General features: G+C 66.0%; 17 protein-coding genes and 1 tRNA gene. 10 read left to right on the top strand and 8 right to left on the bottom strand.

The genetic code is table 11. The features are described from left to right. The 4 genes from N7367_RS18545 to N7367_RS18530 all read left to right on the top strand — a co-directional run. Positions 1-484 (top strand): hypothetical protein (locus tag N7367_RS18545; RefSeq protein ID WP_279942966.1); only part of this gene is annotated, 484 nt, incomplete at its 5' end. Between the two features lie 68 nt (positions 485-552). Continuing rightward, positions 553-1842 carry a retropepsin-like aspartic protease gene (locus tag N7367_RS18540; RefSeq protein ID WP_279942965.1) on the top strand — a complete coding sequence of 430 codons (1290 nt, stop codon included), beginning with the start codon at positions 553-555 and terminating at the stop codon, positions 1840-1842. A 48-nt stretch (positions 1843-1890) separates the two neighbouring features. Further along, the gene (locus N7367_RS18535) at positions 1891-3168 is read left to right on the top strand and encodes an HlyD family efflux transporter periplasmic adaptor subunit (RefSeq protein ID WP_128989242.1); all 1278 of its coding nucleotides are present in this window, start codon (positions 1891-1893) and stop codon (positions 3166-3168) included. 110 nt (positions 3169-3278) lie between these two features. Continuing rightward, a complete protein-coding gene (locus tag N7367_RS18530) occupies positions 3279-3836 on the top strand; it encodes a hypothetical protein (protein ID WP_279942964.1) in 558 nt (185 codons plus the stop codon). 112 nt (positions 3837-3948) lie between these two features. On the opposite strand, the gene N7367_RS18525 is transcribed toward N7367_RS18530, so the two are convergent. The 3 genes from N7367_RS18525 to N7367_RS18515 are packed head-to-tail and all read right to left on the bottom strand — an operon-like array spanning position 3949 to position 8029. Then, positions 3949-6153, bottom strand: a complete 2205-nt coding sequence (locus N7367_RS18525) for a peptidase domain-containing ABC transporter (RefSeq protein WP_080375279.1) — start codon at positions 6151-6153, stop codon at positions 3949-3951. Next, positions 6153-6977, bottom strand: coding sequence for a Fic family protein (locus N7367_RS18520; protein ID WP_279942963.1), 825 nt, complete (start codon positions 6975-6977; stop codon positions 6153-6155). The genes N7367_RS18525 and N7367_RS18520 overlap by 1 nt, the downstream gene beginning before the upstream one ends. Further along, a complete protein-coding gene (locus N7367_RS18515) occupies positions 6977-8029 on the bottom strand; it encodes a hypothetical protein (RefSeq protein WP_279942962.1) in 1053 nt (350 codons plus the stop codon). The genes N7367_RS18520 and N7367_RS18515 overlap by 1 nt, the downstream gene beginning before the upstream one ends. A gap of 169 nt (positions 8030-8198) precedes the next feature. Between N7367_RS18515 and N7367_RS18510 the strand changes: the two genes are divergently transcribed. Then, positions 8199-8843 carry a hypothetical protein gene (locus N7367_RS18510; protein ID WP_065183049.1) on the top strand — a complete coding sequence of 215 codons (645 nt, stop codon included), beginning with the start codon at positions 8199-8201 and terminating at the stop codon, positions 8841-8843. Here N7367_RS18510 and N7367_RS18505 read toward each other — a convergent pair. Beyond that, positions 8840-9271 carry a hypothetical protein gene (locus tag N7367_RS18505; RefSeq protein WP_193396701.1) on the bottom strand — a complete coding sequence of 144 codons (432 nt, stop codon included), beginning with the start codon at positions 9269-9271 and terminating at the stop codon, positions 8840-8842. The two genes, N7367_RS18510 and N7367_RS18505, sit on opposite strands and share 4 nt — an antisense overlap. Positions 9272-9380: 109 nt before the next feature. Beyond that, positions 9381-9788: a hypothetical protein gene (locus tag N7367_RS18500; protein WP_279942961.1), complete on the bottom strand. Its 408-nt coding sequence runs from the start codon at positions 9786-9788 to the stop codon at positions 9381-9383. A gap of 517 nt (positions 9789-10305) precedes the next feature. On the opposite strand from N7367_RS18500, the gene N7367_RS18495 reads away from it, so the two are divergent. The 3 genes from N7367_RS18495 to N7367_RS18485 are packed head-to-tail and all read left to right on the top strand — an operon-like array spanning position 10306 to position 12555. After that, positions 10306-11502 carry a PAAR domain-containing protein gene (locus tag N7367_RS18495; protein WP_279942960.1) on the top strand — a complete coding sequence of 399 codons (1197 nt, stop codon included), beginning with the start codon at positions 10306-10308 and terminating at the stop codon, positions 11500-11502. Beyond that, on the top strand, positions 11499-12026 hold the full coding sequence (locus tag N7367_RS18490) for a hypothetical protein (RefSeq protein ID WP_128989615.1): 528 nt from the start codon (positions 11499-11501) through the stop codon (positions 12024-12026). Before N7367_RS18495 ends, N7367_RS18490 begins: the two co-directional genes overlap by 4 nt. A gap of 46 nt (positions 12027-12072) precedes the next feature. Next, positions 12073-12555 carry a hypothetical protein gene (locus N7367_RS18485; RefSeq protein ID WP_279942959.1) on the top strand — a complete coding sequence of 161 codons (483 nt, stop codon included), beginning with the start codon at positions 12073-12075 and terminating at the stop codon, positions 12553-12555. A 233-nt stretch (positions 12556-12788) separates the two neighbouring features. Here the strand turns inward: N7367_RS18485 and N7367_RS18480 are convergent, their stop codons facing one another. Then, positions 12789-13187, bottom strand: a complete 399-nt coding sequence (locus N7367_RS18480; RefSeq protein WP_065183054.1) for a hypothetical protein — start codon at positions 13185-13187, stop codon at positions 12789-12791. A gap of 84 nt (positions 13188-13271) precedes the next feature. On the opposite strand from N7367_RS18480, the gene N7367_RS18475 reads away from it, so the two are divergent. After that, positions 13272-13499: a hypothetical protein gene (locus tag N7367_RS18475; protein WP_081284464.1), complete on the top strand. Its 228-nt coding sequence runs from the start codon at positions 13272-13274 to the stop codon at positions 13497-13499. A 5-nt stretch (positions 13500-13504) separates the two neighbouring features. Here the strand turns inward: N7367_RS18475 and N7367_RS18470 are convergent. Next, positions 13505-13594: transfer RNA gene (locus tag N7367_RS18470), tRNA-Ser, on the bottom strand. A 105-nt stretch (positions 13595-13699) separates the two neighbouring features. Further along, positions 13700-14692 carry a LysR family transcriptional regulator gene (locus tag N7367_RS18465; RefSeq protein WP_053520355.1) on the bottom strand — a complete coding sequence of 331 codons (993 nt, stop codon included), beginning with the start codon at positions 14690-14692 and terminating at the stop codon, positions 13700-13702. Positions 14693-14818: 126 nt separating this feature from the next. Between N7367_RS18465 and N7367_RS18460 the strand changes: the two genes are divergently transcribed. Continuing rightward, the gene (locus tag N7367_RS18460; protein WP_279942958.1) at positions 14819-15406 is read left to right on the top strand and encodes an NAD(P)H-dependent oxidoreductase; all 588 of its coding nucleotides are present in this window, start codon (positions 14819-14821) and stop codon (positions 15404-15406) included. Positions 15407-15493: the final 87 nt, after the last annotated feature.

The raw sequence follows: 15493 nt of genomic DNA, 5'->3' as shown, positions 1-15493 counted from the left end.
TACCACCGATCTGCCGCCGGTCGATGTGACCCCGCCGGACGACTGGGGTCCCAACCCGGATCCGCCGGACTGGACCGATCCGTGGGATCCGGGCGATGGCGGCGGTGGTGGCGGCGGCGGCGGTGGTGGTGGTGGCGACGGCGGTGGCGAGACCACCTTCAGTTCCAACGCCAGCATTGATGGCAACGGTGTAGCCAGCGCGACCCAGACATGGGTCTTGCAGGACTACAACCTGACCTTCAACCTGACCGAGAACCTGAATCTGACCAATGGCAACTGGGGCCTGGCCGGTAACGGCAGCTTCCAGTATGCAGGCCAGACCTACACCCTGGGTCTGACCACCGATCACTTCAATGTGAGCAACTACAACGCCAGCTTCAACCAGGACTTCGGTAACGGTGTGTCGTTCAACATCGGCCTGACGTTCGATCCGAACACCAACTCGTTCACCGGCCAGTTCAACCTGGTCATCAGCGGGTTCTGATGCTGCACCGGAACATCGGCCGCCCGGGAGACCGGGCGGCCGATACGTGTCACAGAGGAGCTGAGGCAATGAAATTCCTGATGTCCGCAGTGATCGCGCTGGGCGTGGCCGCCCCCGCCGGGGCCCGCGATGTGGTCGCTGAAGACAGCCATGGCATCACCGTGGCGGTGATGCAGGGCAACAGCGCGGCCCTGGAGCGGATCGGCAAATCCAATACCACGGCACGGCTGGCCGCACGTGCCGGCTACCACCGCACGCGTGGCGAAATCGCCCAGTCCAATCGCTGGGCCGACACCTGTATCGCCGACGCTGCCGTGGTGGCCGAGAAGAGCCAGGGGGTCATGTACCTGTGCCGGAGCCTGCGTGCCGGCAACCGTCTGCTGGAAGGCGACATCGCCGGCTGGGCCGCCGACATGCAGAAGGTCCGCGCGCTCTATCAGCAGCATGTCGCGCCGTCGCTGCGTGCAGGCGAGGAAGTACGCGCCATCACCGCCCCCGCGTTCGAATCCTTCAGCCAATGGCCGCGATCGGCCACGCTGGCCGCACCGCCGCCTGCCGGAACCCGCCTGCCGCTGTCGGCCAAGGCCGGTGTCCCTGTCATCCGCGGCAAGATCCGGGGCGGCCAGGATGGAAAGCAGCGCGACATCGACTCCGATTTCATCATCGACACCGGCGCCACCCGTTCGCATATAAGCCGCAAGGCCGCACAGGCGATGGGCCTGGCGGTGACCGACAACTTCGCCACCGACAATTCGCGGCCCGGGCAGACCGTGGCGATCGGCCTGGCCGCTCCGGTCGATGTGCAGCTGGGCGATCTGCACTTCAGCAACGTCGCCTTTACGGTCACCGACCAGATCGAGTTCAACATCATCGGCCTGGACCTGCTGTATCGGCTGGGTCCGCTGGTGCTGCGGCCCACCGAGCTGGAGCTGTTGAAGGCACTGCCTGCCGATACCTGCCGGCAACCACTGGCAACCACCTCTGCACTGTGGGGCGGCCAGTACTCGCTGCGCCTGCCGATGCGCATCGGCAAGCGCGACGAGCTCGTCCTGCTCGACACCGGCACCGATGTCGCACTGGAAGCCTCCGGCGTGGACCTGTCCACCTACCCACAGGCCAGCCTGGTGCAGCGACGCCGCTGGACGATGCACGGCCTGCAACCGGTCCGCTACGCCGAGGCCACCGCACCGGTCACGTTCAATGGCCGCACGGTCACCCTGCAGACCCAGGTCTCCGACCAGCCCGCCAACGTGTTCCCGATCTCCTGGCGGGTGGGCTTCGGCCTGCGCGACGATTACGACTACTACCTGGACGTGGCCGGTGGCCGTGGCTGCCTTGCGCCCCGAACCGCGCGATGATGTCCCTACCCATCCCACTCTCCGCAACGACGCGGCACCGCAGGCCACATGGAACCAGCCAGGAAGGATGAGACGGCGGATGTGATTCCGCTGTTCCGCAACGAAGCGATCGAGGCCGCCACGCAGCGCTTCGGCTCACCGGTGCAGGCACCGGGTGTCGGCATGTGGCTGGCCACCGGCTTCGTGGTTGCACTGCTGGGCCTGGCGGTACTGTTCCTGGTGACCACCTCGTTCCCGCGCAAGGAAACCGTGTCCGGTGCGCTGGTCCCCTCGCGCGGCCTGTTGCCGATCATCAGCCAGCGCTCGGGCATCGTCAGCAACGTGCATGTGGAGGAAGGCGCGAAGGTCCGCCAGGGCGACCCCATCGTCAGCGTCTCGGTGGATTCGGTGATCGATACCGGCGAGAGCACCGGCGCCACCCTGTCCGGCATGGCCGAGCGCCTCACCCAGGCGTCGGTCGATCGCGAACGCGCCACCGAAGCATCCCTGGAAAGCCAGGAGGCCGGCATCCGCGAGCGCATGCTGGGCACCACCCGCCAGCTTTCGGTACTGCGTGACAACGTCACGCTGTACCAGCAACAGCAGGCTATCGCCGAGAAGACCGTGCACGACCTGGGCCGCCTGCGCGCGGACAAGCTGGTGTCCGAACTGCAGTACCGCGACGCGGAGGTGCGGGTACTGAACGTGCGCCAATCGGTGGCCGAAGTGCAGACGCGCATTGCCCAGCTGGAACAGGAGCACGAGCAGATGCGGCACGAGCTGGGCCGCCTCAAGGCAGAGCGTGACGCCAACCGCGCCACCGCGCTCTCCGAACTGCTGGGCGCGCGCGAGAAGGCGATCAACTACAAGCTGGGCACGCAGTTCAATCTGGTGGCGCAGTCCGCCGGGCAGGTCACCTGGCTGCAGGCCAAGCCGGGCGCCACGGTCACCGCCGGGCGCACGCTCGGGGTGATGATGCCGGAAGGCTCGCAGCTGTTCGCCGAGCTGTGGGTGCCCTCCTCGGCCATCGCCTTCGTCAATGTCGGCACCGACGTGCGGCTGATGTACGACGCCTTCCCCTACCAGAAGTTCGGCGTCGGCCGCGCCCGGATCGTCAAGATCGCGCGCTCACCGACCGCACCGGACGAACTGCCCGCCGATCTGCAGGCCGTGGAAAGCCAGTACCGCCTGCTGGCCGCGCTGGACGACCAGCAGATGCAGGCCTATGGCAAGGCGCTGGCACTGACCCCGGGCATGCGCCTCAAAGCCGATCTGGTTCTGGAGAAGCGTTCGCTGCTGGACTGGCTGCTGGAGCCACTGCTGGCGGCGAAACGACGGCAGGAATGAGGTTGACGGTCGGCGCCGTCGCGGAACTGCAATGCCCACGCTTCGCGCAGAGCGGGCAATGAGGTGGCTTCCATGTTGCAACTTGGCGGCCACTCCCAGGAACAGGAACGATGAATCTCAATCTCTCCCGGAAGCGTCTCCTGCTACCTCTGTTGTCTTTGACCCTGCCACTCGCATTCCAGGCATCTGCTGAAGACGGCGCCCGAGGAAAGGACAGCAACGAGAATTCACTTGAAGACGTGATTCAGAAGCTTGCCGAAGCCCCTTGGCCGCTGGGCTTCGATTTCTTCCGAAGCATGGGCGCACGTGAATTCATGCAGCAGGGCAACAGCAATACCGACCCCGTCGTTTTCAGGTCAAGCCCGATCGAGACCCGCGATGGTTACCGGATCGCCTATACCGAATTCAGGATCCATCCGCGCCTGGTGCAGGGAATCAGTTTCTTCTATGCCAAGCTGGAACAGGGTCATTGCTATCCCGCTGCGTCCTTGAAGGAAAAATACGCGCTTGAGCAGTTCATGTATCCGCCGAGCCCGCACAATGCAGCCGCTGAACGAGTGAGCAGGGAATCTGCTTACGAGCTTCGTTCCAATGGGACTGTTCTGCACTTCACTACCGATGGATCCCGCGACGAGTGCCTGCTCAGCTTCTACCGCGCCGCCCGCTAGGGATATGCGCCCCACCGTGCAGTGAAGGATGGCGATTGTCGGGCGCTGGGCGCCCGGTAATTCTGGTTGGGTGCCCGCGTCGGCGTGGTTTCGTTCCTGGCTGTAGCACGCCTCAAAGCCGATCTGGTTCTGGAGAAACGTTCGCTGCTGGACTGGCTGCTGGAGCCACTGCGGGCGGCGAAACGACGGCAGGAATGAGGTTGACGGTCGGCGCCGCTGTGGGCGCCGCTGCGGTGGGCTTGCGGGTATCGCCCACCACCCTGCCCTGGTCGATGCGCACCAGACGGTCGGCCAGGCGCATGGTGTCGGGGCGGTGGGTGATCAGGATGCGGGTGATATCCAGCTGCGCCAGCGCCTGGTAGATGCGGCTCTCACGCGCCACGTCCAGGTTCGCGGTGGCCTCATCCAGCACCAGGATGCTGGGCTTGCGGTACAGCGCGCGGGCCAGCAGCAGGCGCTGCTTCTGGCCACCGGATAGGGTCGAGCCCATGTCGCCCACCAGCGTTTCCAGCTGCATCGGCATGCGCTGCACATCCTCCTTCACTGCCGCCATTTCCAGGCACTGCCAGACCAACGCGATGTCCGGGCGCTCGGCGAAGAAGGTCACGTTCTCCACGATCGAACCGGTCAGCAGCTCATCATCCTGCATCACCACGCCCATCCGCTGACGGACCACGCGCGGCCCCCAGCTGGCGATGTTCAGCCCGTCATAGAGCAGCTCGCCGGCACTGGGCGGGTACAGCCCGGTCAGCACCTTCACCAGCGTGCTCTTGCCACAGCCGGACGGGCCGGTGATGGCCACGAACTCACCCGGCGCAATGGCCAGATTGATGTCCTTCAGCGCCGGCGCTTCCTGGGCCGAGTACTGGAAGTACACCGAACGCAGCTGGATGTGCCCTTCCATGCTGTCCGACGCCGAGGGATCCTTGCTGAAGCCCTCTTCGCTGGGACTGAGCGCGATATCGGCAATGCGGTCCGAATGCAGCTCGGTCAGGCGCCAGGCGATGCACTGGTCCACCAGCGTGGTCAGCCGGTTGCTCAGCTGCTGCCGGTAGGCCACGAAGGCATACAGCGCGCCCACCGTCAGCGTGTTGGCCAGTACCGCCTGGGCGCCGATGTAGACGATGGCCACCAGGCTGAGGCCATCAAGCAGGGTGCGCCCCGCGCCGATGCCGATCTGCAGGTTGGCGCTGTTCAACGAAGCGCGCACCAGATCGGCGTACTTGTTGGCCCAGATCGATTCGCGCGAGAACTCGCCGCCCATGGTCTTGATCGACTGCATCGCGCGCAGCGTTTCGATGCGCGTCCCGCGCTCGGCGATGTTCGCCTGCAGACTGGCCATGCCCATCTTCATCGACATCGGAATGGCGGCCACCCGCATCAGTACGTACAGCCCCAGCGCAGTCAGTGCGACCAGACTCATCAGCGGCGAGTAGACGAACATCAGCACGATGATGCCCAGCGCCAGCACACCGTCCAGCAGTGCGCCGATGAGCCCGTTGGCGATCAGCTGGCGGATCGGGTCGATCGACTCCATCCGCGACAGCGCATCGGCCAGACGGCGTCGATGGAACCAGGTCAGCGGCAGGCTGACCAGATGATGGAACAGGCGCCGGCTCATATCCCAGCCCATCAACGCCGACGCCCGCTGCAGCGTGACCCCGCGCAGCGCCTCGGCCAGGCTGTTGAACACGGCCACCGCACCGAACCCCAGCGCGAGCGCCATCAGGAAGCCGCGGTCGCCGCGCAGCACACCTTCGTCCACCGCCAACTGCATGAAGAACGGTGACAGCAGCACGAAGCCCTGCAGCAGCAGCGTATAGACCAGCGTATGGAACAGCGCGGTGCCGACGCCGCCCTTGAAGCGGATCATCGACCAGATGTTGAGCGGCGAACGCTGCTTGCGCGGCCGGAAGCTGGGCGAGGAACTGACCTCCACCGCGATGCCGGTGAAGGCCTGGGAGAGCTCCGCTTCGCTGAAGGACAGCGAGCCATGGGCCGGGTCGATGATGTGGTAGCGGCCGCGCGAGACCTTCTCCAGCACCACGAAATGATTGAGCTTCCAGTGCAGGATGGCCGGCGTGCCCAGATGCTGCAGATCGCTGGGCTCGCAGCGCACCGGCCGGCACTGCATGTCCAGCGCGCTGGCCAGCGCGATCAGCTGGTTCAGGTCCACACCGCGCTGGGAGTTGTGGTACTTGCGCCGCAGCTCGCTCATTTCCAGATCCGCGCCCAGCATGGACGAGCAGATCGCCAGGCATGCCAGCCCGCATTCGCTCACTTCAGACTGCACCCGCCAATAGCGCTTGTTGAACATCAGACATCCTCGTTCCGGTCGGGCATGGCCGGCTGCTGTCCCAGCCATGCATACAACTCGATTGCCGTGCAGTGCCAGGCGTACAGCCCTTCCCAGCGACCGTACAGTTCCGCCTCGCGCAGGCGCACTTCGTAGCCGCCACGGGACAGCACCGTCAGCACCTTCAGCGGGATGAAGCAGGCCTGCGGAAGCCCGGCGCGGTGCAGGCAGAAATTGAACAGCGCGCGCCCCAGCCGGCCATTGCCGTCGGCAAAGGCATGCGCATTGTTGGCCAGCGCCAGCAGCTGCACCGCAGACCGCAGGCCCTCAGCCGGATCGGGCGCGGCCCGTTGCCGCAGCAGCTCGTCCCAACGCGCGGCCCCCTGCAGGGCCGGCACCATCGGCAGCTGCGCGCGCCCATCATGGGCGCGGATCCATACCGGCCCGCTGCGCAGCGCGCCGTCACAGCCCGTGCTGAGCGAGACGAAGCGCTGTACATCGGCCATCGACAGCGGCCCCTGCACGGTGCGGTGCCACTGCCGATAGGCCTCGGCCTCGGCAGCCTCCGCCGCAGCCAGCACGGCCAGATCGAACGCCGGCATCTGCATGTGCGCCGACAGCGGATGGCGCAGCTGCTGCACCGCCGCCCGCAACCGCGGATGACCGCGATGGGACCACAGCGTTTCGCAGGGCTGCGCGCAGGGCAGCAACGCGGGCAGCCTGAGGTCGCACGCCTGCAGCCGACCCGCCAGCGCCAAGGACGGCTGCGGCGGCGGCAGCGGCATCAGCACCCGTTCGGAGGCGACGGGGGCACCTGTGGGTGTGGTGGCCAAGCGTGCGGTCATCACTGCCCCGTCCCGGTACCCGGCAGCAACAGCACCAGGCCATGTTCGCGCGCGTCCGTGCCCGGCCGGCGCGACTGATACAACTGGGTGAAGTACGAGGTCAGCTTGACCATCAGCCACGGCTCGGCGTCGCACGGCACGAAACGCATGTCGATGTGTTCAAGCAGGAATTTGCGGGTCAGCCGCTGCAGGGCACGCCCCGGCTCGAAGCGGACGTCTGCCCGCGCACTGTAGAACACCACGATGTCCAGATCGTTCGGCACGGCATTGGAGACGTCCACGAAGCTGCCGCCCACCAGACAGCAGTGCACCTGCACCACCTGCGCCAGGTCGGCGAGTGCGCGCCCCAGCGCCGCCAGCCGCAGCCGGCGCAGGCTGCTGCCGCCGAACGCGCGCTCGAAGGCCGCACGGTCGGCCAGCCAGGGTGAGGCATTGCCCGGTGTACTGGCAGCGATGGGCAGCAGGTACTGCGGCAGGCCCGCATCCACGATGTGCTGGAAGGGGGTTTCCACGGCGCCGGCGGGCGCGGCACCGGCCGGTCGGGCAGCGGGCGCCGGGCCCGCAACGCCCAGGTAGGCACGGATGCGCCCTGCCTGTGCGCGCACCAGCGCGGCCTGGTCCGGGAACACCGCGACCGAGACGTAGGCGAAGCGGTCGGCCACTGAAAGTGAAAGCGCATCGAATGCCTTGCGCACTGCGATGCGCTCGTCGGCGGGGAAATCACGCTCCGGGAAGCGGGCGGCATCGGCCGACGCCGCCGTCGGCGCCGAGCACCGCTGATACAACCCGGCGTTGACGATGGCCAGATCCAGATCGGAAAACGCGGGATCGAAAGCCGCGCCATCGCGCAGCGAAAAGCCGAAGCGGGCCGAGCCGACAATCTGCACATCGGCCACCGGCACCGCCAGCAGCTGGCTCACTCCCCGCAGCAGCGGCGCAAGGCTTTCGGTGTCGCCAGCACACAGTGCCGGCCCGTCCAGCGCGGCCTCGGCAATCTGCTCGGCCGCCACACTGCGCGCGTGCTGTTCGCGAATCCATTCAGCGTAGTTCATCAGGCATCCAGGCCAACGGTGGAACGTCTCAACGCTAGCATATCCACGCGTCGGGCTTGTGCACGCAGCCCCGCAAATACATGCCTGAACAGGCAGCGCAATGCGTCGGACCAGTACCGCTGCCGCAGAGCGTGGTCTACTGTCGTCCCCCAAGGATGAGGCACATCGCATGATCCACCCCCGTTCCGCGCTCGGACGCGCGTTGCCGCTGGCCCTGCTGGCCCTGCTCTCGGCCTGCCAGAGCGAGAAGGTCGGCGAGTTCTTCAACCCACCGCAGGAGGTGCAGGCGCACAGCGAGTTCCGCGTCAGCGGGCTGCCGGCGCTGGCCTACCCGAATCTGGTCTCGTCGGCCTCGGTGGAAGGCGGGCAGGCCCGCGTCGATGGCAATGGCCCCGGTTACATGGACCTCCAGTTCTTCCCCATCACCTCCGCCGATGCGCTGGACAGCACCGACGCTGCGTGGGCCCGGCAATCGCAGTACCGCGCGCCGGATCTTTCCGGTATCGACTTCAGCACGCAGTTCGCCTTCCTGGTGGCGCACCCGGAGCTGTCCGGCTATGCCGCGATGACCAGCGGCCAGTACGCCACGTTCTTCAGCACGGTGAAGGTGGCGTACCTGGACGACCGCGTCGTGGTGCATCTGGACGCCAGCCGGCTGGGCAACATCAATCCGATCACGGCCCTGGGCAGCCCCTGGGCCGGCAAGCTGTACACCCTCGAACGGCGCGGCCGGACACAGCTGGAAGTGAAGCTTTACGAGAACCGCTACCGGTTCACGCTGGTGCCGGACACCGCGCCTCCGATGGCGCCCTAGCGGACCTTGTACAGCACCGCGGCGCCAGGGCGCGGCTCGAAGGCCGGCACGGTCTGCTGGCTCAGCGCCCTGCCCTGGGCATCCCACACCAGGGTTTCCACCGGGTACTCGTCCTTGCGCGTCATCGCGTCGATCTGGCCGATGACCACGGTCGCTGCCGCTGGAACGTCCGGGTTCCAGCCGAACACACCTACCCGGCCGTAGAACACGGCCGGCGCGCTGGCGTCCAGGCGCCGGTCCGGGCACATCACCAGGCCACGATCCAGCATCACCCGCAGCGCGCCGACCGGGACCTTCTTCACCGTGGGCGTGGTGCGCTCGGCGCTGTGGCCGGGGCAGACATTGGCGGCGCGGGTGACCATGTGTTCGGCCACCTCGCGATCGGACTGGGCGAAGGCCAGCGTGGGGGCGAGGCAGAGTGCGAGCAGCGTGAGCGAGGACATCCGGGTCATTGCAGGTTCCTGTTCGGGGTGCGCAGCGACCTTAGCAATGGCGGACGGCGGAAATGCAAACGAGGCGTGAGGGACAACAGGCGGCTCAGGGAACGAGGCAGCGCTCGATCTGCAACGACAGCGCATGGCAGGCATCGAACATGCCATGGACCAGCGCCGCCGAGGGATAACCGTCCGGATCGTCGTTTTCCCGGGCCACGTGGGATGCCTGCAGCACTGCCGTCAGCGCGGTGATGCCGGATGCGCATCGGGTCGCCAGGGCCAGATCGAACGCGCGCCCCGGGCTGAGGCGGGTTTCGGTCCAGGGCTGGCCATCCGCGCGCAGGTTCCTGCCATGGCCCAACAGATGAGTGAAGAACGCGGACGGCGGCGAGGACGCGGCGGCATCGCTGAGGGCGTCCTCCATCTTTTCAGCAAGGGTGTTGGGTAGATCACGCAGCGCATCGCCGAGCAGGGCGTGCAGGCGGGGATAGTCGGGGTGCAGATCAGGCATGGCGGCAACCTCACAGGTGGGCCACCCGCGGAGGCAAGGTGGCGGACGGTGCGGGTTGGCGTGCCGGATACATGCCGCAGGAAGCCGGCGGATCAGTGATCCCCACGCACCATCCGCCATGAACTGGCAGAGTGATGCATTGTCGCGATTGCAGTTTTCACCGCAACCGCGACGCCGCGCGTCATGTAAGTTCGGGACGCCAATCCCGGCTAGGGCGGGTGCCTTGGCGCGGCCATCGTTGGCCCTGCGCGGCCTCTGGAAAAGAGGCAGATGCGGCATTTGGCGCAGCACGCGACAGAGCGCCGCGAGTGAAACATCAACTTGTGACCGCCTTCACTCGACGCCGCTGACCGAGACACGCCTGCGTTGATCCAGAACCCGCAGCACCACGGCGGGTCGCGACACAGTGCGGCCTGCCATCCGTCTCGCCGCCTATTCAGCCAGCCCGACCTGAACCGGCGCATCATGGAGCCCTGGTCTGCAATGGAAGCGAACCATGGGACGGAACTGGATTGTGATGGGGGACCCGACCTCCAGCGGCGGACGGGTCATCACGGCCTCAAGTGAAACCGACATCGGCGGCATCGGCGTCGCGCGGGTCAGCGACAAAGCGACCTGCCCTACCCTGCATAAAGGCGTCTTTCCAATTGTCGAAGGCGATGCCACCTTGATGGTGGACGGCCAGCCGGTGGCGTTGCACGGCAGCGCGCTGGCCTGCGGCTGCCGGGTGTTGTCCAGCCAGCAGGCCGTGGTGCATGTCACGGGGGGCGGAGGGGGTGGTGGCGGCGGCGGGAGCACAGGCAGTGCCGGCAAGGCGGCCGCGGTCGCGGTCGCCAGCACGGCCGCACAGCTGGCGCGCGCACTGCCCACCGCGTTCGATCAGGCCATCCGTTTTCTCGGCCTGCAGGGCGCACCGTTGGCCGAGGTGCCGTACACGCTGCATCTGGCCGATGGGCAGACCCTTTCCGGCACCACCAATGCGCAGGGCGAGACGGCGCGGGTATCGACCGCGCAGAGCCAGGCCATCGTGCGTGCCGAACTGCGCCCGCCGACACAGCCGACCGGCTGCTGTGCGCGCGCGGCACCGGCCAGCACCGACGAAGCGGAAGTGTTCGATGTGGACGGTGTGGTGACCACCGCCGAGGGCATGGGCACCTCCGTGGTACCGGTAAGCGCGCCTGGCCACGAACGCGCCATGACCGCCGGCGAGATCGAGATGGCACGCCTGGTGTTCGGCGATGCAGTCGACTACAGCACCGTGAAGGTCCATAACCACGGCTACTGGATGTTCTTCGGCTTCCAGGACAAGGACACTGCCGTGACGCCCAACGGGCAGATGTATTTCCCGAAGGGTATCTATCGGGAGGATTACTCCGCCGACGACATCGATTTCCAGCAGTTCTTCATCCACGAGATGACCCACGTCTGGCAGTATCAGCTCGGCTACAACGTCAAACTGGTACGGGCGCCCCGGCCGAACATGAGCTACGACTATCTGCTCGACGAAACGCGCCTGTTCCATGAGTACAACATGGAGGCACAGGGCAATATGCTGGCAGATTACTTCCTGGTCACCTTCCGTGACTCCCAGTGGCGCATGAACAATGTCCGTTATCGCGCGACAGCTGATATCGGCGCGCAGCTGGAACGCGCCCTCTCCCAGTTCCTTGCCGACCGCAGCAGCAAGGACAACCTGCCGAGGACGACCCGATGATGCGCGTGCGATTGCCGGTAGCCCTGTTTGGTCTGCTGGGTCTGCTGCTGCCGATGATGGCCAGTTGCTCGCAGCCGCGAGGAACCTATCAGCGCGCAACGATCCAGGAGAGAGAAGGCACACTCTGTTTTGGTGTGCCCGACACGCGTGAAACGCGTGACGCCCCGCCACTCATCGCCGGCGTGACAGTAACGGAAGTGGGTAAAGGAAATCAGCCTGTATGGCAGCGCATCTTCCTGCGCGAAGGGGCTCCCGAACCTGCGATGCCTCCAGACCAGTGCTTGACGTATGGCGCAGGCAAGACTGCCGCCCCGGCACTGGGGGTGGGCAAGTATTACCAGGTGGTTCTCTCGGGTTACACACCCGGCGCACCAGGCAGGGAGGGCGAGGCGCAGAAGCGCGTCTTCAACGCCTGCTTCCATGTTGAGGACGTCGCCGGCAAAGGCGCGGTGAAGCCTGTCGTTTCGGACTGCGCAACGGCGTCCTCTTCCGCATTACGATCTGCGCAGCCAGCCGGCAAGTAGCGGATGCCTCTTTGAGGACGACGCCATGACGAGACTGCCGCTGACCTTGCTGGGCCTGCTGCTGCCCATGATGGCCATCGGTTCATCGCCAGCCGGCCGGTACCAGCAGGCGACGATACAGGACCGTGATGGCGTGCCCTGCTTCGGCGTGCCCGATACCCATGAAACGCGCGCCAATGCTCCCCTTGTCACCGGCGTGTCAGTGATGGAAGTGGGCACCGGTGGCCCCTCGCTGTGGGAACACGATTTTCTTCGTGCAGGCACATCCGAACCTTCGCTGCCCCCCGGCCAGTGCCTCACCTACGGCGCGGGCGCGGCGTCCGCCCCCGCGCTGCGGCCGGGCAAGCGCTACCAGGTGGAAATATGGGGGCGCACACCCGGCACGCCAGGCAGGAAGGGTGAAGCACAGGCGCGTGTGTTCAGTGCCTGCTTTCATATGGTGGACGTGGCCGGCAAAAGCATGAAACCCGTCATGTCGGACTGCGCGACCGTGCTCTCGGCGGGACCGCCAACGGTCCGCGAAGATTAGCGAGGCTCCTACGGACAAGGCGAGTCCATTTTGCCCACTGATAATTTAACTGCGTCTGCGCCGCCAGCGTATGCTGGTACGGCGGAGTGGTTAGAGCGCGGCAAACGCCTGCAATGACGACGTGGCGCCGGTCACCGGGTCCAGCCTCGGATACGCGGCGGTGATCTGGGCGGAATGGCACATGGTGCAATTCAATCACGCCCAGATTCCGCAACGCGTGATCATGTGGAGGTCTACCGGTAGCGGTTGGCCTTGATGTAGAGCCAACTCGCTCCGACTACCAGGGCCGCCAGCATCCCCCACAAGAATGCGGGCGTCGCCCACCAGTCCAACGCAGGGTCTGCGCCTCGCAGTACGAAGAATTCCGGAGCGCTGGTGCCTTTGGCAATCAACGCCGGCCACGATGCAAACCACAGCCCCGGGACAAGGAATTGCCACGGATTGCTATACCCCAATGAGCTGGCGAGCCACGATGCCAACCCATAGAGCACCAGCACTCCGAGCACTCTCACCAACGCCGTCAAGATCACTTCGAAATTCAGACCGGACTTGACCGACAGCCACCAGGTGAACAATGCCAAAGGGATAGCTAGTGCACCTGCCACCCAGAGTACGTCGCTGCTTTCCCTCATTCTGAGGCACCATTTCTAGACGGGGTTGAGCCGTTATCGGCCGGCGGCTCCAAATCTTGAGACGCAAGAGGATCGCCCCCGGTGATGGCCGAATCACAACCGCGATGGCAAACGGGAAAAGCTGCGCTTGCCTATCTCGTGCGCCAGATGACCGGCATGAGCACGACCTTCACCTATGGCGAGATCAAGGCCGGTCGCTTCCGCATCGGTCGCCGCGCTCTATGGATCCAGTCCGAGGTGCAATGCTGGGTTCGTAGAAAATCGCGCATGCTGGATGCAAAAAAAAGCCCCTGTTTCCAGGGGCTTTTTTGAGCGATTGGCGGAGAGAGTGGGATTCGAACCCACGGAAGGTTTAACCCTTCGCCGGTTTTCAAGACCGGTGCCTTAAACCGCTCGGCCATCTCTCCGTATCGGCCCGGCACTGCTGGCCGGGCACGCATTCTCGCACGGCCGGGCGATTTGCCCAAGACCGTCGTCGCGGCCGGGTCTGGCCCGGCGTTACCGCTCCAGGCTCAGCCCGCATCCACCGCCAGCGCACCCAGCGCGCTGGCCTTGATGCGCTCCTTGGCCTTCTCGCAGGCGCCGTCGCAATGCAGGCGCGAGGCCTCCAGCTGCGGCGGCAGGTGCTCGGCCAGGAAATCGATGAACACGCGCACCGCCGGCAGCAGGCCGCGACGCGAGGCAAACACGGCGTGGCACACGCCCTGTGGCAGCGACCAGTCCGGCAGCACCACTTCCAGCTCGCCATTGCGTACGGCATCGGCGCACACGGTTTCCGGCAGCATGGTGATGCCGAAACCGTCCTTGACCATGCTCTGCAGCAGCGGGAAGTCGAAGCCGGCCACGCGCGGCTGCAGGTCCACCCGCCGCACTTCGCCTTCCGGGCCATGCAGTTCCCAGCGCTGGCGCGCTTCGTCCTCGCTGATGCTGAGGGTGACGTGCTGGGTCAGCTCTTCGGGCTCCTTCGGGCGGCCGGCGCGGTCCAGGTACTTCGGGCTGGCTACCAGCAGTTCCTGCACCTGGCCGAAGCTGCGCATCACCAGGCTGCCGTCGTCGTCCAGGCGCGAACGCACGCGCAGGGCCACGTCGTAGCCTTCGTTGATGATGTCCACGCGGCGGTTGCTGATGTTCAGCTGCAGCCGCACCTTCGGGTACTGCTCCAGGAACTTGGGCAGCAGCTTGGGCAGCTGCATCTGCGCCAACGACACCGGCACGCTGGCGCGGACCACGCCGCGCGGCTCCGCACTGAGGCGGTCCACCACTTCGCGTGCGGCCTGTGCTTCGGCCAGCATGGTCTGGGCGTGACGGTGCACGCTGGTGCCGACATCGGTGACCGCGAAGCGGCGCGTGGAGCGCTGCAGCAGGCGCACGCCCAGGTCGGTCTCCAGCTGGCTGATGCGGCGGCTCAGGCGTGACTTGGGGATGCCCAGGGCGCGCTCGGCCGCGGCGAACCCGCCGTGGTCGACCACCATCGCGAAGTAGTACAGATCATTCAGGTCATGCATACCCGAGTTCCATATCTAGAACAATACGTGGCATTCAACCACCTTTATTCCGCCTTTGCAACAACCTATCGTTCTCTCCGTCGGCGGGGACTACCCGCCCCTCCCTCCAGAACATAGGTGACTGCCATGAAGCTTCTGCATCTCGACGCCAGCGTGCTTGGCGACAACTCCGTCTCCCGCCAGCTGTCGGCGGCGGTGGTGGCCCGGTTCAAGGACCAGATCGACGGCCTGCAGGTCGATTATCGCGATCTTGACGCCAATCCGGTACCGCATCTGCGCAGCAGCTCGCTGGCCAAGACCGATGCGGCCGAGGCGACCGACGCTGAACAGGTGATGCAGCAGTTCCTCGATGCCGACGTGGTGGTGATCGGCGCGCCGATGTACAACTTCAGCATCCCCTCCACCCTGAAGGCCTGGATCGACCGCGTGGCCGTGGCCGGCCGCACCTTCAAGTACACCGAGAATGGCCCGGTGGGTCTGGCCGGTGGCAAGCGGGTGATCATCGCCAGCAGCCGTGGCGGCATCTACACCGATTCGCCGGCCGACTTCCAGGAGCCGTTCCTGCGCCAGGTGTTCGCCTTCATGGGCATCAACGAGGTCGAGTTCGTGCGTGCCGAGGGCATCGCCTACTCGCCGCAGCACCGCGAAGACGCCATTGCCGGTGCACTGGCTGCGCTGCCCTCGCATGAGCCGGCGGAAGCAGCAGCGGCGTAACGCGTTCCAGCGTTCAGCGCCCCTCTCTCCTCGTCTGGGCGTTGAACGCGGGCCGGGATTCCCCTCCCCCTCCCGGCCCACCCCGAC

It is taken from the genome of Stenotrophomonas sp. GD04145 (assembly GCF_029835135.1).
In the GTDB taxonomy this organism is placed as follows: Bacteria; Pseudomonadota; Gammaproteobacteria; order Xanthomonadales; family Xanthomonadaceae; genus Stenotrophomonas; species Stenotrophomonas maltophilia_P.
The sequence above is the reverse complement of the archived record's forward strand: the minus strand, read 5'-3'. Positions and strand labels throughout refer to the sequence as shown.